The organism is Paractinoplanes polyasparticus (genome assembly GCF_019710575.1).
Classification (GTDB): Bacteria; Actinomycetota; Actinomycetes; order Mycobacteriales; family Micromonosporaceae; genus Actinoplanes; species Actinoplanes polyasparticus.
Map to the genome: position 1 here is coordinate 37,525 of NZ_JAHWFK010000042.1, position 21,022 is coordinate 58,546.

The 21,022-nt window shown below is 68.7% G+C and carries 16 protein-coding genes and 1 pseudogene; 8 read left to right on the forward strand and 9 right to left on the reverse strand.

Features of this window, described 5'->3' with window-relative positions; translation table 11 throughout:
• The first annotated feature begins 243 nt into the window (after positions 1–243).
• Together KXC43_RS35735 and KXC43_RS53615 are read left to right on the forward strand one after the other, a co-directional pair.
• Entirely contained in the window at positions 244–1,671 is a 1,428-nt protein-coding gene (locus tag KXC43_RS35735) for a carotenoid oxygenase family protein (RefSeq protein ID WP_221380645.1), read from the forward strand.
• A gap of 268 nt (positions 1,672–1,939) precedes the next feature.
• Positions 1,940–2,161 (forward strand): annotated as a pseudogene (locus KXC43_RS53615) (IS701 family transposase); the annotation flags it as partial.
• A gap of 32 nt (positions 2,162–2,193) precedes the next feature.
• Here KXC43_RS53615 and KXC43_RS35740 read toward each other — a convergent pair.
• Positions 2,194–3,153, reverse strand: coding sequence for an acyl-CoA dehydrogenase family protein (locus KXC43_RS35740; RefSeq protein WP_308129412.1), 960 nt, complete (start codon positions 3,151–3,153; stop codon positions 2,194–2,196).
• An 86-nt stretch (positions 3,154–3,239) separates the two neighbouring features.
• Between KXC43_RS35740 and KXC43_RS35745 the strand changes: the two genes are divergently transcribed.
• Both KXC43_RS35745 and KXC43_RS35750 read left to right on the forward strand, forming a co-directional pair.
• On the forward strand, positions 3,240–4,091 hold the full coding sequence (locus KXC43_RS35745) for an AraC family transcriptional regulator (protein WP_255645440.1): 852 nt from the start codon (positions 3,240–3,242) through the stop codon (positions 4,089–4,091).
• Between the two features lie 137 nt (positions 4,092–4,228).
• Positions 4,229–4,522: a hypothetical protein gene (locus KXC43_RS35750; RefSeq protein WP_221380647.1), complete on the forward strand. Its 294-nt coding sequence runs from the start codon at positions 4,229–4,231 to the stop codon at positions 4,520–4,522.
• Positions 4,523–4,565: 43 nt separating this feature from the next.
• Here KXC43_RS35750 and KXC43_RS35755 read toward each other — a convergent pair whose 3' ends face one another.
• Positions 4,566–5,492, reverse strand: coding sequence for an SDR family NAD(P)-dependent oxidoreductase (locus KXC43_RS35755; protein WP_221380648.1), 927 nt, complete (start codon positions 5,490–5,492; stop codon positions 4,566–4,568).
• Between the two features lie 147 nt (positions 5,493–5,639).
• On the opposite strand from KXC43_RS35755, the gene KXC43_RS53325 reads away from it, so the two are divergent.
• Positions 5,640–6,152 (forward strand): universal stress protein, encoded by a 513-nt coding sequence (locus KXC43_RS53325; protein ID WP_369076971.1) that lies wholly within the window; start codon positions 5,640–5,642, stop codon positions 6,150–6,152.
• 286 nt (positions 6,153–6,438) lie between these two features.
• Here the strand turns inward: KXC43_RS53325 and KXC43_RS35765 are convergent, their stop codons facing one another.
• Together KXC43_RS35765 and KXC43_RS35770 are read right to left on the reverse strand one after the other, a co-directional pair.
• Positions 6,439–9,222 carry a helix-turn-helix transcriptional regulator gene (locus KXC43_RS35765; RefSeq protein ID WP_255645417.1) on the reverse strand — a complete coding sequence of 928 codons (2,784 nt, stop codon included), beginning with the start codon at positions 9,220–9,222 and terminating at the stop codon, positions 6,439–6,441.
• Positions 9,223–10,004: 782 nt separating this feature from the next.
• Entirely contained in the window at positions 10,005–11,462 is a 1,458-nt protein-coding gene (locus KXC43_RS35770) for an amidohydrolase family protein (protein WP_221380650.1), read from the reverse strand.
• A 70-nt stretch (positions 11,463–11,532) separates the two neighbouring features.
• Here KXC43_RS35770 and KXC43_RS35775 point away from each other — a divergent pair, with 70 nt between their 5' ends.
• Both KXC43_RS35775 and KXC43_RS35780 read left to right on the forward strand, forming a co-directional pair.
• Positions 11,533–12,513 (forward strand): Lrp/AsnC family transcriptional regulator, encoded by a 981-nt coding sequence (locus tag KXC43_RS35775; RefSeq protein ID WP_221380651.1) that lies wholly within the window; start codon positions 11,533–11,535, stop codon positions 12,511–12,513.
• A 487-nt stretch (positions 12,514–13,000) separates the two neighbouring features.
• Complete coding sequence (locus KXC43_RS35780) at positions 13,001–13,618, forward strand: hypothetical protein (RefSeq protein ID WP_221380652.1); 618 nt, start codon at positions 13,001–13,003, stop codon at positions 13,616–13,618.
• A gap of 170 nt (positions 13,619–13,788) precedes the next feature.
• Here the strand turns inward: KXC43_RS35780 and KXC43_RS35785 are convergent, their stop codons facing one another.
• Positions 13,789–14,406 (reverse strand): bifunctional 4-hydroxy-2-oxoglutarate aldolase/2-dehydro-3-deoxy-phosphogluconate aldolase, encoded by a 618-nt coding sequence (locus KXC43_RS35785; RefSeq protein ID WP_221380653.1) that lies wholly within the window; start codon positions 14,404–14,406, stop codon positions 13,789–13,791.
• A gap of 65 nt (positions 14,407–14,471) precedes the next feature.
• Between KXC43_RS35785 and KXC43_RS35790 the strand changes: the two genes are divergently transcribed.
• Positions 14,472–15,464, forward strand: a complete 993-nt coding sequence (locus tag KXC43_RS35790) for a sugar kinase (protein ID WP_308129413.1) — start codon at positions 14,472–14,474, stop codon at positions 15,462–15,464.
• A 53-nt stretch (positions 15,465–15,517) separates the two neighbouring features.
• Here KXC43_RS35790 and KXC43_RS35795 read toward each other — a convergent pair whose 3' ends face one another.
• From KXC43_RS35795 to KXC43_RS35810, 4 genes are all read right to left on the reverse strand, one after another.
• Complete coding sequence (locus KXC43_RS35795; RefSeq protein WP_221380654.1) at positions 15,518–17,050, reverse strand: glycoside hydrolase family protein; 1,533 nt, start codon at positions 17,048–17,050, stop codon at positions 15,518–15,520.
• Between the two features lie 308 nt (positions 17,051–17,358).
• Positions 17,359–18,393, reverse strand: coding sequence for an ABC transporter permease (locus KXC43_RS35800; protein WP_221380655.1), 1,035 nt, complete (start codon positions 18,391–18,393; stop codon positions 17,359–17,361).
• A complete protein-coding gene (locus KXC43_RS35805; RefSeq protein ID WP_221380656.1) occupies positions 18,390–19,877 on the reverse strand; it encodes a sugar ABC transporter ATP-binding protein in 1,488 nt (495 codons plus the stop codon). The genes KXC43_RS35800 and KXC43_RS35805 overlap by 4 nt, the downstream gene beginning before the upstream one ends.
• Positions 19,874–21,001 carry a substrate-binding domain-containing protein gene (locus KXC43_RS35810; RefSeq protein WP_221380657.1) on the reverse strand — a complete coding sequence of 376 codons (1,128 nt, stop codon included), beginning with the start codon at positions 20,999–21,001 and terminating at the stop codon, positions 19,874–19,876. Before KXC43_RS35810 ends, KXC43_RS35805 begins: the two co-directional genes overlap by 4 nt.
• Positions 21,002–21,022 lie beyond the last annotated feature (21 nt).

Genomic DNA, 21,022 nt, shown 5'->3' on the forward strand with positions numbered 1-21,022 from the left:
TCCCACCTGCTTCCGGTGCCTGAGATTGAACACGTCGACCCGCAGCACTCGGCGAGATCCGGAGGCACCCTGAGGAGCCCTCCTGACGGACGGCTGGTGGATGAACGGACGGCTGGTGGTTGAACAAGCACACCGGCCACCACAACAACCCCCATGAGAGGAACCATGTCGCAAGATCTGACTGAACGCCGCGAGGACGAGCCACGTCGGCCACAAAGGGCGACGCAGGTGGGCGACTCCGCCATGGCGAGTCTGTACACATCCGAGGCGCCGCTTCACGTGACCGGCCATCTCGCTCCGGTACCGGATGAGATCGACGCCGCCGACTTGCCGGTCGAGGGTGCGTTGCCGCCGGAGCTGGTCGGTCGTCTGCTGCGCAACGGGCCCAATCCGCTGCCGGGCGAGCCGTCGGAGCACTGGCTCGTGGGCCACGGAATGGTCCACGGCATCCGGCTGGAGAGTGGCCGGGCAACCTGGTACCGCAATCGCTGGGTGCGGACGAAGCCGTTCGCCGCCCGGACGAACGGGCAGACGACTTTCCGCCCTGACGGGCAGATCGACCGGACTGCTGTCGAGGCGAACACCAGTGTCATCGCGCACGCCGGTAAGATCTTCACGTTGATCGAATCCGGCCTGCCGCACGTGATGTCCCCTGAGCTGGAGACCCTGGGCATCAGCGACTTCGACGGCCGGCTCACCACATCGATGACCGCACACCCCAAGGCCGACCCGGTCACCGGCGAGCTTCATTTCTTCGGCTACGGCGTGACCCCGCCGTTCCTGACCTATCACAAGCTTTCCGCCTCGGGCGAGCTGGTGACCAGTGCGCCGATCGACGTTCCCGGGCCGACCATGATGCACGACTTCGCGATCACCGAAAAGCACGCCGTGTTCCTCGACCTACCGATGACCCTGAACATGAATCGGCTCGAGGCTGCGCTCCCGTACGACTGGGACGAGTCCTACGGCGCCCGGATCGGCGTCATGCCGCTCGAACGCCCGGGTGAAGTCCGATGGTACGAGGTTGAACCGTCATACGTGTTCCACGTCGGCAACGCCCACACCGACGCCGCCGGGCGGGTGGTGCTCGACGGCGCCCGCTATGCGGGCGCCGACGTGGCACGAATGTGGAAGGTCATCGGCAACCCGATCTCCTCAGTCGGCATTCCCAGCCATCCCGACCCGGAAGGGCCGGCCGCCGCGGCGGCCAACAGTGGCATGGCTCGCCTGCACCGCTGGGTGCTCGACCCGGCCACCGGCGCAGTGACGGAAACGGACCTGGACGACCGGGGGATCGAGTTCCCCACCATCGACGACGACCGTGTCGGGCGCCTGTCCCGCTACCGGTACGCTGTCTCCGGTGGTGGCCCACTCGCCACGTCGATCGTCAAGTTCGATGCGGATGCCGGAGCCATCGCCGAACACCAACTCGGTCCCGACGTCGTGGCCAGCGAGGCGGTGTTCGTCCCGTCCGCCAGTCCCGGCCGTGCCGAGGACGACGGCTGGCTGCTCAGCATCGCCAGCCGGCGTGACGGTAGTGGTTCGAAATTGCTCGTCCTCGATGCCACCGACGTCGGCGGTAAGCCGGTCGCCTCCGTCACGCTTCCCCGAAGAGTCCCGACCGGCTTCCACGGCTCGTGGATCACCGACGAGGAGCTCGAGAGGCCCTGATCGCCGCCCGGGAATGTCGCTTTCCTGCCCTCGTACGGCAGCAAAGCCGGCCGGCCCCACGCTGCCGCACACCAGCTCGCGGCGGCGTGGGCGCCGGGGCCGTGACATGTTCCGTCCGGGGCCGAGCACTCTTGGGCGAGACCGGCAGAATCGGCGGCACGATCACCGGGGAACCCAAACCGCGGCCCGGGGTTGTAAACCCCGCCGGTGAGGTGCAGCGAACGGGGGGCGGTATCTGCGTGGTCTGATGCTCGACGGCCCGCAGTATCAAGACCTGGCCCTCGAGCGCGGTGCCGGCCAAGCCGCACTCGTGCACTGGCGCGAGCGGCTACCGGCGTCGGGCAACACCGAAGACAGGCCTGCCGGCTCGCTGTCCGGGCACTTCTTCACCCTGCGGGTGCGCCCCGCAAGCAGAACAGTCCGCGCAGGCCTCCCATCCGCCAGTGACGGGGTCCTGCCCGACTGCCGGCTGCTGGTGCAGTGGCCACCGCCACCAACCCGTACCCACCTGACAGAGTCCTGCTAAAGCCGGTTGGCCGCGAGGAACGCATTGATATGCGGGTGTCGGCTCGCCACGGCGACGTCCCGCCAGTAGCGCTGCAAGGGGTTGGAATCGGCGAAACCGCTTGCGCCGTGCAGGTCGAGCATCAGGTCCATGGCCGCGCGGCAGTCCCGGGCCGCCCCGGACATGTCGAGGCCGTGGTCGCCCGGGCCGGCCGCCGCGAGGGCGAGCATCGTGCGTTCGGCCCGCCGGGCGAGGGCGGTGGCCTCGGCCCGCCAGGTACGCGCGGCCGGGGACTCGCCCATGGAGGCGTAGGAGCTCATGTAGGGCTTGCGATCGGACGCGAACATCGCGGTGACCACATCCAGCGCACCCAGCGTGGCCCCGACGACCGGGGCGAGCACAGTCAGGCCGAAGAGCACCATGTCGCCGGCCAGTGCGGCGAAGTCGAGCGGCGCGACGCGCCCGGCCGGCACGAGGACGTCCTCGGCGATGAGGGTGTGGCTGCCGGTGCCGCGCATGCCGGCCGCCGACCAGGTGTGTTCGACACGCAGGTCACGCGTGGGGATCAGGGCCCAGGACAGCGTCCCGTCGATCAGCAGGGCCAGGCCGGCCCATTCCGCGTCCTCGCAGCCGGAGACGTTCGCCCAGCGGCCGGTGACGCGTACGCCGCCGGAAGCCGTCTCCCCCCGGCCGCCTGGCGTGCCCGACCCGGCCAGAAGCGCGTCCGGACCGATCACGTCGCCGATCGCCCGGCGGCTGAAGATCTTGCTGGTGAGCGAGGTGCCGGCGATCCAGCTGGTGGACGGGCAGCCCCGGGCCATCTCGGTGAGCAACTGGGCGGCCTCGGTGGCGGTGCGGTCGTGCAGGGCGAAGGCGCCGGCCTCCCGGGCCGCCTGCAGGCTCTTCGCGGTGGGGCGGCTCTGCTGTTCGGTCTCCGCGGCCTGCGCGGACAGGATCTCGACGAGTGGTGATGTCACGCCGTCAACCGAACCAGCTCCGGTTCCGCTCGACCATGCTTGCGCGGCCCGAGGCGATACGCGGACGTACCATCGGGGTCGTGGACATGATCTCGGCGGCACTCGACAGCGTCCGGGCCCTGCGCGTGAACGGGCGCCGCATCACGGAGTCGGGTGCGTGGGGACTTCGCTTCCCACCCATGGCCGCACTCGGCTTCCATGTGATGCTGCACGGTGAGGGATGGCTGATCCAGGAGAAGGCCGACCCTCTGCGCGTCCGCCCAGGGGACTTGATCTTCACCGCGGCCGGTGTCGTGCACGGGTTGTCCCACGCGCCGGTCGCCCTCGACGGCCTACCGGTCTTCACGGTGGAGGAACCGGCGCCGAGCGGACAGGCCGACTTCGAGTTCCTCTGCGGCGCCTACCGGATGCCGGACGGCCGGGTGCCCGCCCTGCTGCGGCAGCTGCCGGGGCTCGTCCTGATCACGCCGGACTACGCCGAGCAGCCGGAGCTGTGGACGCTGATCACCATGTTGCGCGCCGACCTGGACCGGCCCGAGCCGGGCACCGACGCGGCCCGGGCGGCCCTGATCGACCTGATGGTCGTGCAGATGCTGCGCCAGGTGCCGGACCGGCCGGAGGCCACCGACCCGGGCATTGCCGGCGCGCTGCACGCGATCCACGCGCGGCCCGAGCGGCCATGGACGGTGGAGCAGCTGAGCTCGGTCGCGGGTATGTCGCGTACGACGTTCCACCGGCGCTTCACCGCCGTGACCGGCACTCCTCCGATGGCGTACCTGGTCGATCGGCGGATGAGCCTGGGCGCCCAGCTGTTACGGGCGAGCCCGGCGCCGCTGGCGGCCATCGCCCGGCAGGTCGGCTACTCGACGGAGTTCGCCTTCTCGGCCGCGTTCCGGCGCGCCTACGGGGTGGCGCCGGGCCGGTTCCGAGCCTCTTAATACTGCAACGGCCCTCAAGTTGGTCGTCTGCGCCAGTGGGACAGTTCGGCTTGGCCGGCGGCAATCCCGACCTGCCCGGTATCCGCCCCGATCCGTCCCGGTTCCTTTACCCGTACGGGCCGTTGTAGCCTCTCAGGATGCCTGAACTCGACGCTGTGTGGAGTGCCGTCATCGATGACGTGACCGGCATCCTGCCGCCGGAGCAACTGCATGTTTTGCGCCTTACCCGGTGCAGGGCGCTGATCGACGACGTAGCGGTGGTGGACGTGCCTGACGTTGCCACTCGTGACTCGGTCGAGTCGCAGCTCAAAACCATCTTCAAGCCGGCCTTGGGGCGTGCGTTGGGCCGAACCGTCGATATCGCGGTCCGACTGGATCCGGCCGTTTCCGCGGGACCGGCGATGGGGCTGTCTCGCAACACAGCCGTCTGACCCGCAGCACTTGCAGGTCAGCGATGATCTGCGGCCGGGGGTGTCAGAGGGCCGAGCCGGTCAGCTGTGCGCAGAGCGCGAGCAACCCGTCCTGCTTCTCAGGGTCCTTCTCGTCTCTTCCTGGTCGCCAAGGGCGTTCCGTGTCGTAGGAGTCCGGTGGTACGTCCCTGGTCGTCGCGAGCCGGGCCAGGCGTGCGCCCGCATGATCCGGAGTCAGCGGGCCTCCGTCGCCGTTGCGCAGGGTCATCTGGGTCGTCACCCAACCCGGGTCGAACGCGATACTGTCTACTTCGGAAAGGCGGCGGCCGACGCCGAGTGCCAGCAGGATCAGCTGCAGCTTCGTGTTCAGGTAGGCCTGCCAGCCCTGAAACGGCTTGCGCATGAAGTTCGGATCATCGAGGTCGAGCTTGCCTTCGCCCGCGAGCGCGGAGGACGTGAAGATCAGCCGCCGCGGGCGGGACAGCAGGGCCGTCACCAGGTACGCCGACAACGTGTTGACTTGGAACGTCAGCTCGTTGCCGTCGACTGTCAGCTCCCGTTCGGTTGCGTGTTTGAGGCCGAGACCCGCATTCAGCACGACAGTGTCGTACCGTCCGAACTTTTCTGCCTCAGCCACCATGCCGCGGGTCTCCTGGAATGACGCGAGATCCGCCACCACAACGCCCGCTGCCAAGGGCACTGCGGCGAGTGCCTCCGCCGCCCGCCACTCGTTGCGCGCGTGCAGCACCACCTCGTGCCCCTGCTTGCTCAGGGCGGTCGCCGCCGCCAATCCGATGCCCGCGGAGGAGCCGGTGATCAATACTCTGGCCACGCGCCGACTATAGACCGCCGGGCGAATCATGAAGGAGGGGATGAAGTGCGGCGAATTCCACTCGGCGTCTTCTGCTGGACCACCTTCCCGGTGACGGTTGCGCCGGGTCGTCCGCGGGCCGATCTGGCCGACCTGGCAGCGATCGCGCTCGCTCAGCATCGGCCGCAGCAGTTGAATCTCGCGTCCGCACGAAGTGGAGCTGGGTGTGGCCGCCGGTGTCAATACACCGTCAACACGTCTCGCCCGGCATGGTTTCTGCGTGAATGACGCTGGTCACCGGGTCCGACCCCGCGTCACGGTGTGCGAATGAGTGATGGTGCGGGCAAGGTTGTGGTCGGAATTTCATCGTCCTTGTCGGGACCTGAGGCGCTGCGGTTCGCCATAGCCGAGGCACGTCGGCGGCAGGTGCCGCTGGAGGCCGTCCGGCCTTGGTCGTACAACGGAAGTGTGCGGACACCACCCCTGCGGAAATGGGAACGCGTACTGGCCAACCGGACGCGGAGGGCCATCATCGGAACCTTTGACGAAGCGGTGGGGGAGATGCCCCGGGACCTGGAGGTGCTGGCGCGGGCGGCGCAAGGAGTGCCGGCCCTGACGCTCAAGGACAGCGTCGAATCTCCGCGCGACCTTCTCGTCATCGGCACCGGCCGTCGCTGGCCGGCCGGCGGGGTTGTTCGAGGCTCTCACGGAGCGGCCTGCCCGGTCGTGGTGGTGCCACGCCCCGAGTTGGCCCGGGCGGCCGGTGGCCGGATGGCAGCCCGACAGATGCTGCGTGAGGCGGCGGAGATTCTCGAGAACAGCCGAGGCTTCACTCGTTGATCCGGAACCGGCCCGGACCCGTGAGGTCGCGGGCAGGTGCAGCATCCCTCCACGTGGGCCGGACCCGGCCTCGCCCGCTCAGCCCTGTATTGATGGCGCTCCGACGACAAATCATGGGTCCGTCGGTTTACCTGGCCGGACTGAGCAAGTCGGCCGTGCCGCGGGTGGGGCGTCGCGCCAAGGGCCGGCTCGCGCAGTGCTGGAGCTCTGGCGCGGCTGACATCCGGCCTCTGACGCTGTTGCGGTTCTGAGCGTGGTCAATACGGCACTGCCTGGGAGACGGTGGCTATTCGGCCGGTCTGGGAAGTGCATCCCGGAGAGCTCTTCGGGTAGTGATGCCCAGTTTGGCGAAGACTTTCGACATGTGCCACTCAACGGTCCGGGGACTGATGAAAAGGCGGGTTCCGATCTCAGGGTTGGTGTATCCGTCGCGCGCGAGGGTGGCGACCTGCAGTTCCTGGGCGGTGAGGCTCTCCGCCGGATCGGTGGTGGTCTCCCGCGCGACCCCGTCCGCGGCCTCCAGTTCGCGGGCCGCTCGGGCGGCGAAGCCTTCGACCCGCATCGCCGTGAACATGTCATAAGCGGTTTGTAGGCGCTCGCGGGCCTTCTTCCGGCGGTCATCGCGACGTAGCCACTCCCCATAGAGGAGGTGGGCCCGGGCAAGGTCCACCCTCATCGGAGTACGTCCGAGCCGGTCGATGGCCTCCTGGAAAAGCGTCTCCGCCTGGGCACCCGAACTGAGCAGCGCCCGCGACCGTGCCTCGATGCCGAGGGCCCAGTCGGTGCCGGCGGCCCGGGTGTTCTCCGCGAGTTGCTGCATCGCTGTTGTCGCCGCGGGACGAGCCGAGCTACGAGTGCCGGCCTCGATCACTTCTGGTAGGGCCCAGTTGGCCCATCCAAGACCCACCGGGGGCATGACTGCCAGCAGTCCCGCCTCCAGCGCCTCGTCGAAACGTCCGGTGCCATTGGCCAGGACAGCGTTCCCGAAGGCGGCTGCGGTGATGCTGATGCCGTTCCCCCCTCCACTCGACCGTTGCCGGGCCGACCCCGAGTCGAGCAGACGACGAGCGTGGGCGTATCGCGCGCGCAGCGCTACGTAATAACTTTTAGGAAGAGGATCGAACGGACTTTGCATCGCGTCGGTGGCGGCCTCGGACTCGGCTATCAGGGACTCGCCCTCGCTCAGCTCACCCGCCGCGACATGCAGACGGCTCCGCAAGCAGAGCGCGACCGGGAGGAGGCTGATCGCTCCCGACTCGCGGACCAGGCGCAGCTGGCGGTCGGCCAGATCGTGCCAGCTCTCGTCGTCCCAGAGATCCATGGCGATCCAGCTGGCCAGGTAGAGCCAGCGTAGATCTTTCTCGTGGTCGGCCTTGCTGTTGCGGTACGTCCAAAGCGCCTCTTTGAGGATCGGTGCCGCCTCCGCATAGCCGTCGATCAGACGGGTCGACAGACCTTCCAGCAACAGGCGCACACCGGGGGACTGGTCGGCCAAGCGGACGGCGTGCCGAGCGCCCATGGCGACTTCGCGTTGCACTCCCGGCGGGGCGAGGCGGCCCGCGAAGAGAATGGCCGACAACGCCTCCAGATAGGTCGTGCCGGCCAGCTCAGAGTCGAGCGGTTCGAGCTTCCTGGCCGCCCTCAACAGCAACGGAAGAGCGTCTCGGGTCGATCCGAAAGCGCTCTGGCCCCTTAAGAGGTCCGATCGTGCCTGGTCGAGCGGAGTCAATGGGGCCGTCCTGATCGCGCCGAGCAGGTTCAACGCCTCTTCAGGGGCGCCGGCGAGGTTGTGCGCTCGCGCGGCGGACAGCATTCGCTGAGTCCGGCGCTCCGGATCCGGAGTCAGGGTGCTCGCACGGTCCAGGAACGCCGCAGCCGCCGCCAGGCCACCCCGCGCCTGAGCGCGACCGGCAGCCCATTCCAGCTCAGCGGCGACTTCCTCATCCGGGCCGGTCGCGGCTTGCGCGCGGTGCCAGGCGCGCCGGTCCGGATCGGATGAACCGTCGGTCTCTTCCGCGAGAACCCGATGCACGGCCTGCCTCTCGGTGAGATCGGCCTCGCGATAGATCACCGAGCGCAAAAGGGGATGGGCGAATCGCACGCGGGCGTCGATCTCCAGCAATCCATCGGCAACGGCAGGCGCTGCAGCCTCGACGCCGACTCCGAGCCGGGCCGCGCTCCGCCACAACAACGCCACCTGGCCGACCGGCTCGGCCGAGGCGAGCAGAAGCAGGAGCCGGGTCGCGGCGGGAAGCTGCGCGAGCCGGCGCTGATAGCTGCGCTCGATCCGGCTGACGAGCGCCCCCGCTGAGGGCGTACGGTATCCGCCCGCCAACTCGACCTGGCTGAGCCCTCGGGGGAGCTCCAGCAGCGCCAGCGGGACCCCGCGGCTCTCCGCAATGATCCTGTCCCGTACCTGCTGATCCATTCGTCCCGGAACAGCGGTCGTCAGCAAGGTGTGCGCGTCTTTGTTCCCGAGACCAGTAACTGTCAGTGTCGGCAACCCATCGAGCTCCGGATGGCTGACCGGGTCCCGAAGCCCGAATACGAGCCCCACCGCCTCAGCCTCGAGCCGCCGCGCGACGAATCCAAACGTTTCCAACGACGCCCGGTCCAACCATTGCGCGTCGTCGATCAGAACCAGCAACGGCTGGGCCTCCGCCGCGGCCGCCATGAGATTCAGAACGGCCAGACCGACCAGGAATCGATCCGGTGCCTGTCCCGAGGCTTGGCCCATGGCGACAGCCAAAGCGTCCTGCTGCCGAGCCGGCAACTGGCCAACGCGCGCCTGCAACGGGGCGACCACCATTTGCAGGCCCGAGTAGGCCAGTTCCATCTCGGACTCGGCCCCGGAGGCATGCAGCGCGACGCAACCCGACCCGCTGTCCTCGAGGTAGGCCAGCAGCCGAGTCTTACCCACGCCCAAGGGTCCACGGACAACCAACGTCGCGCTTCGGCCGGCGCGCACGGTCCCCACGATCGAACGCAGCACCCGGCACTCTTGATCGCGTCCCAGAGGCTTATCCACCTCATTGCCGTCATGGGAACTTCCAGGACTTACTGCATCCATCGGGTGTACCTTTCCTGCCACTCCGATCGATCAGCGGCCTGCGGCCGATGCAGAGGCGAGCACTCGACCGGCTCGGTCACGATTAGGTAGTCATTGCTGGCGGGACAGCGCGACGAAGCTTACTCGACGGCCCTTGCTTAACAGCATTCGCCCGAACTTCGTTCGGTTGTTCGGGCCGAATCTTGGTCGTGACCGAATCTGGTTCGGCGGGTGTCGCTCATCGGCCGCCTATGTGCGGCCGGCGCCGATGTCCGTCGTCCCGAGCGCATCATTGCCCAGGTAAAGCCGCATCTGTTCAGGCTTGGGCGGGGGTACGGGACGGGCGGATCGAGCGCGCCGCACGCGGTCGCTTCGAGGCTCGCTTCGAGCTGCGGTGCGCTGATTCGGGGACAGCGGCACTACCGGCTTTGACCGGTGTGTCCGGGCCGTAGCCGGCTGCCGATCTTTGTCATCCTGGTCAGTCGTCCAAGGTGGTGAGTGCCGACCCGGCCGATCACGAACAAGGGCACCAGCCGCGGGGGCCCGCTGATCGTCGCCGCGGCTGGTGACCGGGCCGCACTGGTTCTCCGCCCGGCAGCGGCGGATCGGTGGGATCTGCCAGGAGACATTGTCGCGGGATTCCAAGGAGAGGCATCTGATCCTGGTAAGAGGACGTCTGATTAATACATTTTGCGGGGATTGATCAGACGTCCTCTTGCTCAATGTGCGAGCTTCCACCTCGCCCTTATACGCGCTCGGAGCCAGGCGGGCGTTCGGGCTGCAACCACACCGCGGTCAGGGCGTCACAGCCACGGCTGAACCGAGACGTCGGTCCGCGGGACGGGGCCCAGACGATCGGCCGCACTGCGCAGGCGCTCGATGAGCGGTCGCGGATCGTCGACCAGGGAGCCGTTGCCCACCATGCGCCGGCCCTGCCGGTAAACGGCGTCGATGTGGCGGCGGTCCATCTGCAGCACGATCGTGCTGATGGGGTCGACCACCGGCACGACATCCAGTTCGTCCGCTCGCAGTACCGTCAGATCGGCATCCTTGCCCGGGGTGAGCGTCCCGGTGCGTTCCTCCAGGCCCAGTGATCGGGCACCGTCACGGGTAGCCATCGCGAGAACTTCCACCGCGGTCAGCTCGCGCTCCGATTCGGCGCCGCGGCCGAATTGGCGACCCGTCTGCAAGGCGGCGCGCATCACGCTGAACATGTCCGCCGCGGTCACGACCTCGGCCGAGGTGCTGAGGGAAATGAGAAGACCGTACGGGGCCTGACCCACGGCAGGCACGCCGTGGCCCATCATGAGCTCGATCGCCGGAGCCGATGACAGTGTTCCACCGCTGTCGGCCATGATCTGCAGCTGAGCGGCCGGGAGGCCGTTTCCGTGGATGAATGTGGTGCCGCGCCGGAGCACGCCTAGATCTTTGAGGCGCGAGATCGGAGTCGTGGCCCCGATATGCCGCACCGTACGGACTTCGAGCTTGTCGGCGAGCGCTGCGTTGTGGCGCTCGTCGTCATCGCTTCCCCACTCGGTGAGAAGGGCCATCGTGACATCCGCGTCGTCATGGGGCAGAAGCTCGGAGCGTACGCGCAGGACGTCGTCGGGCAGGCCGGTGCCGGTACTCATCATGTGGTCGAACGGCTTGCCGTACGCAAGGATCGTGCGCAACCCCGAGTCGCGCAGGGCGGCGACTGAAGCATCGGTGTGGCTCGGCGTCAGCTGCACGTTCGCCACATCCTGCACTGTCGTGATGCCTGACAGCAGGGCGCTCTTGGCGCTGGCCAGAGTGCCGACGTACGCGTCGTCCGGAGTCACTCGCCGGCAGACGTCGCCCAGCACGTCCGAGTAGTACTGGTTCAGGGTGTGATGCGACGCCCCGCTTCTCAGCAGCGCCTCCCACATGTGACGGTGGGTGTCGATGAAGCCGGGAATGATGATGCGTCCCGTCCCGTCGATGACATCGACGCCCCCATGGGGCAAAGCCGGAGCATCCGGTGCTCCGGATTCGGATACCGACGCGATCCGGCCGTCCTCGATCAAGAGGTCGCCGTGGTCAACCACCCCGATCCGCGGATCCATTGAGACGATCGTCGCTCCACGGAACAGGATCGGCCGGTCCTGAGTCATCTGCGTCCTCACTTGTCGCTGTCTCGGGTGCGAAGCAACTCTAGGAACCGAACGAGGTGCGAGACCTCGGAAGGCAGCCGGCAGACAGAAATCGACGGCCGGCCGTAGCTGGACGCGAGGATCGGTCATGTGTTGCGGCTCGTATGATGGATCTTGGACGTGCGCCCAGGGCTCTCCGTCAATCAGTGGGGGATCGAAGATGCGGCTGGATCCAGTTGACGATCAGCTGCTCCGGGCCCTGATCATCGATCCTCGGGCGTCGTTCCGTCAGCTCGGTGCGGCACTGGGAGCCGCCGATCGGACGATCGCGCGTCGATACAGCGCGCTTCAGGCGAAATGGGGCTTACGAATCTCGGCCAACACCGACGGAGGCGTGCTGGCCGGAGAACGATGGTATGCGCGGCTTCGCTGCGCGCCGGGCTCCGCGATGAGGGTGGCCGCCGCCCTCGCAAAGCGCACCGGCACTTCCTGGGTCGCGCTGATCGCCGGCGGGACCGAGATTGTTGCTTCCATCCACCTCCGCTCCGCCACCGAGGCGGGGCATCTCTTCATGCGCGACTTCCCCCGGACGCCACAGGTGCGTGATGTCACGGCGCAGCGCGAGCTCCGCCGGTTCGCGCGCAGCTCATTGCCGTACTTCTTGGACAGGTATTCGTCTGCTGATGAGTCACTCACCGCGGATCAGGTAGCCGTGATGCGACCCGCTCTTGAGGGCGACGAGCCAGGACCGCCGGCGGCTGTCGATCCGCTCGACGAGGCCATCGTCGCGCTTCTGCGGCTCGACGGCCGGATGCCGCTGCAAAAGATCGCTCGGAAGCTTTTGGTGAGCCCCAGCACAGCCGAGCGACGACTGCGTCGCCTGCGATCCTCGGGGAACCTGACATTCGATGTTGACCTACGTCCCTCCGCGGCGAAAGAACTGATGCTCACTGCGGTGTGGATGACCGTGGCACCAGACCGTCTGGAGGTCACGGGGCAGACGCTGGTCTCCTTTCCCGAGGTGGTCTTCGCCGCCGCCACAACCGGCCGGACGAACTTGTGCGCTGCCGTGCTCACCTCGGACGAGCGGTCGTTCTACTCGTTCCTCACCGAGACGGTGGGGACTGTGGCCGGTATCCGTGACATCGAAACCGCCCCGTGCCTCTTGGAGATCGAGTCGTCGGCTGCGGCCGAACGGTGATCCAGTCATCGATCGCCGTCGCCTCACGCGGGCTGAAGACGTCGGACTTCGAATCGGATGACGACCGTAAGGTAATTATTCATTCTCCGGTCTTACTCTGAGACTAATTCGGTATTAGATCTCTTGCGATCGTCGTGTCACGCTGAGCGTCGGCCGGTCGATGGCCGGAAGAGACGACAGTCGCGATGATGGCTGGGTTGCGGGCATCGGCCAGGCGCAAGATTTCGAATCCTCTGGCTCTGGCCTGCTGCACACTGAGAGGGCCGCCCGCGACGTATTCCCACGGGACCGGCGTCACGCCCGGAGTGCTTGATCCGGCACGCTCGCGGACGAGCTCGTGAGCGCCCCGGGTTCGGGCTTGGGTGCAGCCGAGCAAGGGGCCAATCGGTCAGATGCCGGCCGACAGCAGCCAAGCGATCTGCGTTGGTCCGTCACATAAGAGCGCAGGAATTCAATGACAATGGACGATAATCGAGAAGATCGCTCGATGGGCATGCGCTCCCGCGTTGCCTCCCGCAGCGCTGAAGTGGTTCGGGTCGTCGTGCGGGAGCTGCATCTTCTCCTCGGGCTCCTGCTCATCTTGTTCGTTACGTCAGAGGTCTGGCGTTACGTCGGCCGGCTCACTCCCTTTCGCGTGACTGCTGTGGTATTGATGATCTTTGCCGCCGCGCTGCTGGTCGTCGTGGTCGGACTGCGGCAGACGCTGCAACGCTCGGTTGTCGCAAGCGCCACCGTGCGAGTCGCGACGGAAATCCTGACGTTCGGTGCAACGCTGTTCTTGTCGTTTGTCATTGTCGGCATCATGTCCGTCGATGCTGACCTGGTCGCCGAATGGTCGGGCACCGAGGGTGGCGTCATCATGGTGCTGGGAATCGGCGATCCGGCTTTGGTCCTGACCCGGCAGCTGGTTCAGGTTGCGGCATTTCTGGGGTCCCTGGGCGCTCTCGTCTTCGCCCTCGAGGTGATCGCAGATGCCGGGGCTCGCCACACGCTTGTCCACGACCTGGTGCCTGAACTGATCGATCCGACAGGCGGGGACGGAGTCGACGATGACCGGTACGAGCCGATGCCCCTTCGCCCCGGCGACGGCCCGGGCGAGAAGTGACGTCCGTTCAGGCCTGAGCGTTGGTGTGAGCACTCGCTCAGTGTGAGAGTAGATCGGTATTCCTCCGAGGAGGCCCGCGCCGCGGCCCGCCGTTGTCGGTTCGCAACGGCGGCTGGAAGCGGGGTGGGAGTGTAAGCCGTCACCCCCCGCTGGCGGTGGTGTGGCCACGCTCAAGTCAGGGCCTGAAGCAGCGCGTGGACCCGGGCGGCCGCCTGTGCCGGGCCGCCGGTGGTCAGTGCGGCCCCCACACCGCAGGCGACTGCGCCGGCTGCGATCCATTGTGGTGCCGAGTCGGGGGTCACGCCGCCGGTAGGCACCAGTGGCGCGTACGGGACGGCGGCCAGTACCGCCCGTACCCAGTCCGGTGTCAGCGATGCGGCCGGGAAGATCTTCACGGCGTCCGCGCCCAGTTCGAGAGCCTCCATGACCTCGGTGACGGTGCCCGCGCCGGGGAGCACCGGGACGCCGTGACGGTGCCCGGCCCGGATCACGTCGGCCCGCACGTTCGGGGCCACCAGGAAGCGGGCGCCGGCCCGGACCGCGGCCTGGGCGTCCGCGGCGTCCAGCACCGTGCCGGCGCCGACGACGATGTGCGGGGGCGTCCCGGCGGCGAGGGCTTCGATGATGCCCAGGGCTCCCGGTGTCGTGAGGGTGACCTCAAGCGTGTGCAGGCCGGCGTCCAGGAACGCCTGTGCGGTGCGCCTCGCGGCGTCCGCCTCGGTGGCCCGGACGATGCCGATGACGCGCTGGGTGGTCAGCGCCGCCGTCGTCTCCCAGCGGTACATCATGTGCCTCGATTCGTATATGCGAATAGTGTTTACTTTGCCGGCGAAGGCGGCGACGATCGGTCCATGTGGTTGATGATCTCGATGCGACCGGGGCGTGCCTGATGCCCGACGTGGTGACGATGGGCGAGACCATGGCGGTGGTGTCCGGCGCCGGAATCGGGCCGCTGCGTCATGAGGCGAGCCTGCGGCTGGGCGTGGCGGGGGCGGAGGCGACCGTGGCGATCGGCGTCCGCCGGCTCGGCATCTCCGCCGCGTACGTCGGCCGGGTGGGTGACGACGAACTCGGCCGGGCCGTTCTCATGCGTCTGCGCGGCGAGGGCGTCGACGTGGACGCAGTCCGGGTGGACCCGTCCGCGCCCACCGGGCTGATGGTCAAGGAGCGACGGACGTCCAAGGTGAGCCGGGTCCGCTATTACCGCACCGGAAGCGCGGGGTCGAGGCTCGCGGCTGCCGACGTTCCCGAAGGCCTCGTCGCCGGGGCGCGGGTCCTGCACGTCACCGGGATCACCGCGGCGCTCAGCGACACCGCCCGTCAGGCCGCGAAGCAGGGCATGATCCTGGCACGGTCGCACGGAGTCCTGGTCTCCCTCGACTACAACTACCGAGCGGCACTGTGGCCGCCCGAGCGGGCCCGGACGGTGCTGCGCGACCTCACGGCGTACGCGGATGTCGTCTTCGCCGGCGATGACGAGGCCCGCATGGTCGCCGGCCTCGGCGCGACCGCCGCCCCGGACGAGGCCGCGCGGGCCATCGCCTCCCTGGGGCCGGCCCAGGTCGTGGTCAAGCTCGGCGCGGCGGGTGCGCTGGGCCTCGCCGGCGACGAACTGGTGCGGGCTTCGGCGATCCCGGTCGACGTGCTGGACCCGGTCGGCGCCGGGGACGCGTTCGCCGCCGGATACCTCGCGGCGCTGCTCGGTGGCGAGCCGATCGAGCAGCGGCTGCGTTGCGGGTGCCGGCTGGGTGCGTTCGCCGTCGCGTCCTGCGGTGACTGGGAGGGGCTGCCGCTGGTCGACGAACTCGACCTGCTCGACCGGGCCGACGGCGACGTCCTGCGCTGACCCGGGCGCGCCGGGTGCACCCTTCCCGACTGCGGGGTGCACCCGGCGCCGTCTCAATTGGTGGTGACCGAGACGTTGTCGAAGGCGGCGTGGCCCGTGGAGACGGTCGTCTGCAGGCCGACGTAGCTGGCCGCCGGTTGCAGCGAGCTGTCGGTCGCCGACGCGACCAGCCGGCCACCGTCGTACAGGGAAATGGTTGTGCCGTTGACTTCCAGGCGTAGGCGGTACGTCGTGCCGGCGCTGGTCTCGGCGTCCGAGCCGACCCCGGTCAGCTTGGTGTTGGTCCCGTTGACCAGCTTGCCGATCGCGTACTTGTTGCCCCACGAAGCGATGCCGGCGTAGTAGTAGTTGCTCCGGTCGGTGTAGCGGGCGAGGAGCACGTTGTCGCGGTCGGCCGGGGTGGTCTCCATCGGGGTGACCTCGGCCGCGACCGAGTAGTCGCGGGCGTTGATCAATCGGTTGCCCTGCAGGGTCTGCAGCCGCCCGGCCGGCGCGTTGCCGAGCGACTGGGCCCTGCCGTTGCGCATCTCGAACGACGCGCCGTTGGGGATGTCGGGACCCTGCGCCATCGCCCACTTGGACGGGTCGATGATGGCCTGGCTCGGGCTCCACTTGGCCAGGTTGACCGTCTCGTTCCAGCCGGGCCGGTTGTTTTTGGTGTTGTACCAGACCCAGTCGGTGCCGTCGACGTTGATCGGGAACTGCCGATAGATCATGTTGTCCTCGACACCACCGGCCACCCCCAGGTCGAGCGTCATCTTCGACCGGTCGAGGTTCCAACGGATGCCGTCGGGGGAGGTCAGCTTTCCGCCGCGGGACGGGTAGTCGGCCTGCCAGCCCACCACCACCATCTCATACGTACCGTTGGCCAATTTGCGGACGTTCGGGCCGCCGATCCCGAGGCCGGCCCAGCCGCCGTCGTTCATCGGCCGGATGAGCGGGTTGGCCGGCGACTTGGTCCACGGGCCGCGGGGATTCGTGGCGGTGGCGTAGCAGATGAACTCGGGCTCACCGCCCGCCGAGGCGATCTTCCCGGCCGTGTACCACATCTTCCAGATGCTCTCCTGGGCGTCGTACAGCAGCGACGAGTTGTAGATCCAGTTGTCCTCCCAGGCCGCGGTGATGTCGAGCACCACACCGAACTTCTGCCACGGCCCGGCCGGATTCGTCGCTTCGGCGTAGTGCACCCGGCCGACGCCGTCAGTGCCGACTCCGAAGTACGTCATGTGCCAGATGCCGTTGCGGTAGACCACGCTCGGCTGGTTGAGCGCGCCGCCCTCGGTCGGCAGCGTCTGGCTGACCACCGGATCCGTCTTCTTCGTCCAGTGCTCGCCGTCGTCACTGGTCGCGTAGCCGATGTTGGTCAGCGAGCCGTACCACATCTTGAACTTCGCCCCGCCGCCGGTGTTGTGGACGAGGGTCGGATCCTGCATCAGGGTGCTCTCCCACGGCAGTGACTTGGCGAGCACGACACCGTGGCGGTTCCAGCCGGGGATGTTGCCGAACGAATCAGTGAAGACGGTGGCGGCCCTGGGGGTGGGAATGAGGCCGACCAGCAGCGCGAGGACGGCAGACACAGCTTGCATCGAAACTCCGATCATGGGGGACGAGGGGTCACCGGAGGCGCAGGACGGTGGACGAGTCGGCGGGCAAGGTTCAGGCCGACCGCGTGGGCCAGGACCCGGCTGACCTCGTGCTGGTCGGCGCTGAGCTCAAGGATGTCGATCCGGCAGACGCCGATGGACGATGGCGGCGGTGCCCTCGGCGGTGCCGCCGCCGAGGCGGACAGGTAGACCGTGGTGGCGTCTCCGGCCTCCGTCGCCGTGCCAGGCCTGGGCCGGTGACGGACCGTAGGGTCCGAGGGCAAGGGTGGCGAGGACGCACGCGCGCCGTTTCACGGCGTGGCCCGGCGGGCGCGGGCCAGACGGCGGGATCGGATCCGGTCGGTGGTCACGGCCACTGCCAGCACCAGGCCGAGGACGATCTGCTGGTAGTACGGCGAGACGTGGAGGATGACGAGACCGGTGTTGATCACCACGAGCAGGATCGCGCCGAACGCGACGCCGACCACCCGCCCGGCGCCCCCGGAGAGGCTGATGCCGCCGATCACCGCCGCGGCGATGGCGGTGAGCTCCCAGCCCTGCCCGACGCCGGGCTGGCCCACCGAGAGCCGGCTGGTGATGAGCACCCCGACCAGGCCGGCGCAGAGCGCGCTGACGACGTAGGCCAGCATGATCCGGCGCTCGGTGCGGATGCCGGCCAGCCGGGCGGCCTCGCGGTTGCCGCCGACCGCGTAGAGCTGCCGTCCGGCGTACGTGCGTTCCAGGAAGACCCAGGCGGCCACGCAGCAGACGATGAAGATCGCGGTCGGGACCGGGATCAGCAGGACCCGGTAGGCGTTGAGGTCGGTGAACGTCTCGCTGACGCCGTCGATCGGGAAGCCCTTGGTGATGGCCAGAGCCGCGCCGCGTGCCGCCACCAGCGTGATCAGCGTGGTGACGAACGGCGGCACGCCGAGCCGGGTGACGAAGACGCCGTGCAGGACACCGATCGCGGCGGCCAGCAAGAGCGTCACCGCGATCGCGGCCGGCGCGGGGAGCTCCGCCCGCGCGTTCAGCCAGGCCGACACCACCGCGGTCAGCGCCACCACCGAGCCCAGCGACAGATCGATACCGCCGGTGAGAATGACGAAGCTGACGCCGAGCGCGAGGATCCCGTACTGGGCCAGGTCGAAGCCCATGGTCTGCAGGTTGGACACGCCGGCGAAGCTCTCGCTGGCCGCCGAGAACACGATGAACAGCACGATCACCGTGGCGATGACGCCGATCTCCGGGGTCGCCGCGAGCCGGGTGACGAGCCGCCGACCGGCCGGCTCCGCCACCGGTTCCTCGGGCGTGACGGCGGGGCGGTCGGTGTGCGCGGCGGTCATCGCGGAGCCCCCGTGGTGGCGGCGGTCATGACTGCCTCCTTACTGAACTGGTCCCGGTCGAAGGTGCGCACGAGTCGTCCCCGGGACATGACGGCGATCCGGTGCGTGAGCTGCATCAGCTCCTCCAGCTCGGAGGAGGCGACCAGGACCGCCATGCCGTCGGCCGCCGCTTGCTCGATGAGCTGATAGATGCCGGCCTTGGCGCCTACGTCGACGCCGCGGGTGGGCTCGTCGAGCAGTAGCAACCGGGGCCGGGCGGCGAACCATCGGCCGAAGACGATCTTCTGCTGATTGCCGCCGGACAGTCCGCGGACCGGCTGCTCGATGGACTCGCACTTGACGCCGGCCGCGGCGGCGGCGCCGGCCGCGAACGTCCGTTCGCGCCCGGGTGACAGGAAATACCGGCGGTGGGAGAGCGTGGGCAGCACGGCCAGCGACACGTTCCACCGCACCGAGTCGTCCAGCAGCAACGCCTGGTGCTTGCGGTCCTCCGGCACCAGGCCGACGCCGGCTGCCGCCGCGTCCGCCGGGCTGCCCGGGTCGTAGGACCGATCGCCCAGCGTCATCGTGCCGCCGGTGCGGGGGATCGCTCCCATCACCGTGTGCAGGAGGCGGCTGCGACCGGAACCCATGAGCCCGGCGACGCCGAGGATCTCACCGGCGCGCAGGGTCAGGTCGACGGGGCCGATGCCGGGTGCGGTGAGCCCGGCGGCGGTGAACGCGTCCCGGTCGGTCGCGGCCGTGGCCGGCTCGCCGACCAGGTCACTGAGCTCGGCGCCGACCATGGCCCGGACCAGTCGCTGTTCGGTCGCCTCGGCCGCGGTCAGGTCGGCGACGAGCCGGCCGTTGCGCAGCACCACCACCCGTTCGGCGATCTCGCGCACCTCGTCGAGGCGGTGGCCGATGAACACGACCACCGCGCCCGCGGCGGCCAGTTCCCGGGCCGCCGTGAGCACCGCGGCCGATTCAACCGGCCCGAGCGCGGAGGTGGGCTCATCGAGCACCAGGACCCGTGGCTCCCGGCCGAGCGCCTTGGCAATCTCGATGAGCTGCTGCTGGGGCACGGTCAGCGTCTCCACCATCCGGTCGGTGCCGATCGCGGCACCGAGCCGGTCGAGCAGGGCCCGGGCCTGGCGGCGCTGGGCCGACCGGTCCACGAACAATCCGGCCGGCGGGCGGCCGAGCAGCAGGTTCTCGGCCACCGACAGCTGACCGAACAGGGGGAACTCCTGGGCGACCAGGGACACCCCGAGCTGCTGGGCGTGCACCGGGTCGCCCGGCCGGAGCGTGGACGGGCCGACCTCCACGGTGCCCCGATCAGGGCGGACGATGCCGGAGAGGATCCCGGTCAGGGTGGACTTCCCAGCGCCGTTCTCGCCGACCAGGGCCACGATCTGCCCGCCGTGGAGGACCAGCTCCGGCACGTCCAGGACGGTGGTCGTCCCATAGGCCTTGTGCAGGCCGGTCATGCGTACGCTGGTCACTGCGCCGGCACGCCGAGCTCGGTCAGGCCGGCCTGGAACTGCTCGAGGTTCGACCTGGTCACCAGCCCGATGCCGGAGCTGAGCGTACGCACGCCGTCGTTGTCGGTGACGTACGGCTCGATGATCTTGTTGGTGGCCTCCGGGCCGAGCACCTTCAGCGCCGTGAGCAGGTAGACGCCGAGATAGCCCTGCTGGTAGGGGCGCTGCAGGATCATCGCCTGGATCACACCGTCCTTGACGAACTGCACGGTCTTGGGCTCGGCGTCGTCCGCGACCACGAACACCTTGCCCGCCTTGCCGGCCGCCTGAACGGCCTGCCCGACCGCGGGTCCGACGTAGGACCAGACGGCGTAGATGCCGCCCAGGCCGGGGTTCGCCTGGAGTGCGGTCTGCGCGTTGGACAAGGCCTTGGCCGGGTCGGCGTCGTCGGCGAGGGTCTGCACGACCTTGATCTCGCTGCCCTCCAGCGCCTTCTGGAAGCCGGCGATCCGCTGGGTGGCGTTCGTGGCGGTCAGCGAGCCGGTCAGGATCGCCACCTCACCCTTGCCGCCGAGCAGCTTCTTCATCGCCTCGCCGGCCTGCTGACCCGCCTCGAAGTTGGGGGTGCCGAGGTAGAGCACGGGCTCACGGGTGCCGGGCAGCGGTGAGTCGATCGCCACCACGTCGATCCCCGCGCTGATGGCGGCGTCGACCGGAGCCCGGGCCGCCGCCGGGTCCACCGCGGAAAGCGTGTAACCGGCCACCTTCTGGGCGCGCAGGGTGTCCAGAATGGACAGCTGACGGGTCAGGTCGCCGCCCTGCGGGCCCTGGAACTCGGCCTTCACGCCCAGTTCTTTGGCCGCGTTGTCCAGCCCCGCTTCGCCCTCGCGCCAGAAGGCCGACGGGTTGTTGATGACCATCGCGACCCGGACGTCGGCCAGGTTCTTGCCCGCCACCTGCGTCTTGATCTCGGCCGCGATCTTGCCGAGATCGTCGTCGTTGAACGTGATCGAGCCGGGCAGGTCGGCCGGTGGCGCGGCCGCCGGACCGGCGCCGTCACCGCCACTCTTGCTGCACCCGGCGGCCATGACGACGGCCAGAGCCGCTGTCATGGCGATGGCGGTCCGGCGATATCTCTGCCGCATGATGCCTCCCAAAGCAATTCG

Bases quoted from the DNA above. Each gene is read 5' to 3' on its own strand.
- KXC43_RS35800 (WP_221380655.1), bottom strand. From the start codon at position 18,393: ATGACCGCCGCGCACACCGACCGCCCCGCCGTCACGCCCGAGGAACCG.
- KXC43_RS35745 (WP_255645440.1), top strand. From the start codon at position 3,240: ATGATCTCGGCGGCACTCGACAGCGTCCGGGCCCTGCGCGTGAACGGG.
- KXC43_RS35750 (WP_221380647.1), top strand. From the start codon at position 4,229: ATGCCTGAACTCGACGCTGTGTGGAGTGCCGTCATCGATGACGTGACC.
- KXC43_RS35755 (WP_221380648.1), bottom strand. From the start codon at position 5,492: ATGCTGAGCGAGCGCGATCGCTGCCAGGTCGGCCAGATCGGCCCGCGG.
- KXC43_RS35765 (WP_255645417.1), bottom strand. From the start codon at position 9,222: ATGGATGCAGTAAGTCCTGGAAGTTCCCATGACGGCAATGAGGTGGAT.
- KXC43_RS35785 (WP_221380653.1), bottom strand. From the start codon at position 14,406: ATGATGTACCGCTGGGAGACGACGGCGGCGCTGACCACCCAGCGCGTC.
- KXC43_RS35770 (WP_221380650.1), bottom strand. From the start codon at position 11,462: ATGACCGATCCTCGCGTCCAGCTACGGCCGGCCGTCGATTTCTGTCTG.
- KXC43_RS35775 (WP_221380651.1), top strand. From the start codon at position 11,533: ATGCGGCTGGATCCAGTTGACGATCAGCTGCTCCGGGCCCTGATCATC.
- KXC43_RS35780 (WP_221380652.1), top strand. From the start codon at position 13,001: ATGGGCATGCGCTCCCGCGTTGCCTCCCGCAGCGCTGAAGTGGTTCGG.
- KXC43_RS35735 (WP_221380645.1), top strand. From the start codon at position 244: ATGGCGAGTCTGTACACATCCGAGGCGCCGCTTCACGTGACCGGCCAT.
- KXC43_RS35810 (WP_221380657.1), bottom strand. From the start codon at position 21,001: ATGCGGCAGAGATATCGCCGGACCGCCATCGCCATGACAGCGGCTCTG.
- KXC43_RS53325 (WP_369076971.1), top strand. From the start codon at position 5,640: ATGAGTGATGGTGCGGGCAAGGTTGTGGTCGGAATTTCATCGTCCTTG.
- KXC43_RS35795 (WP_221380654.1), bottom strand. From the start codon at position 17,050: ATGCAAGCTGTGTCTGCCGTCCTCGCGCTGCTGGTCGGCCTCATTCCC.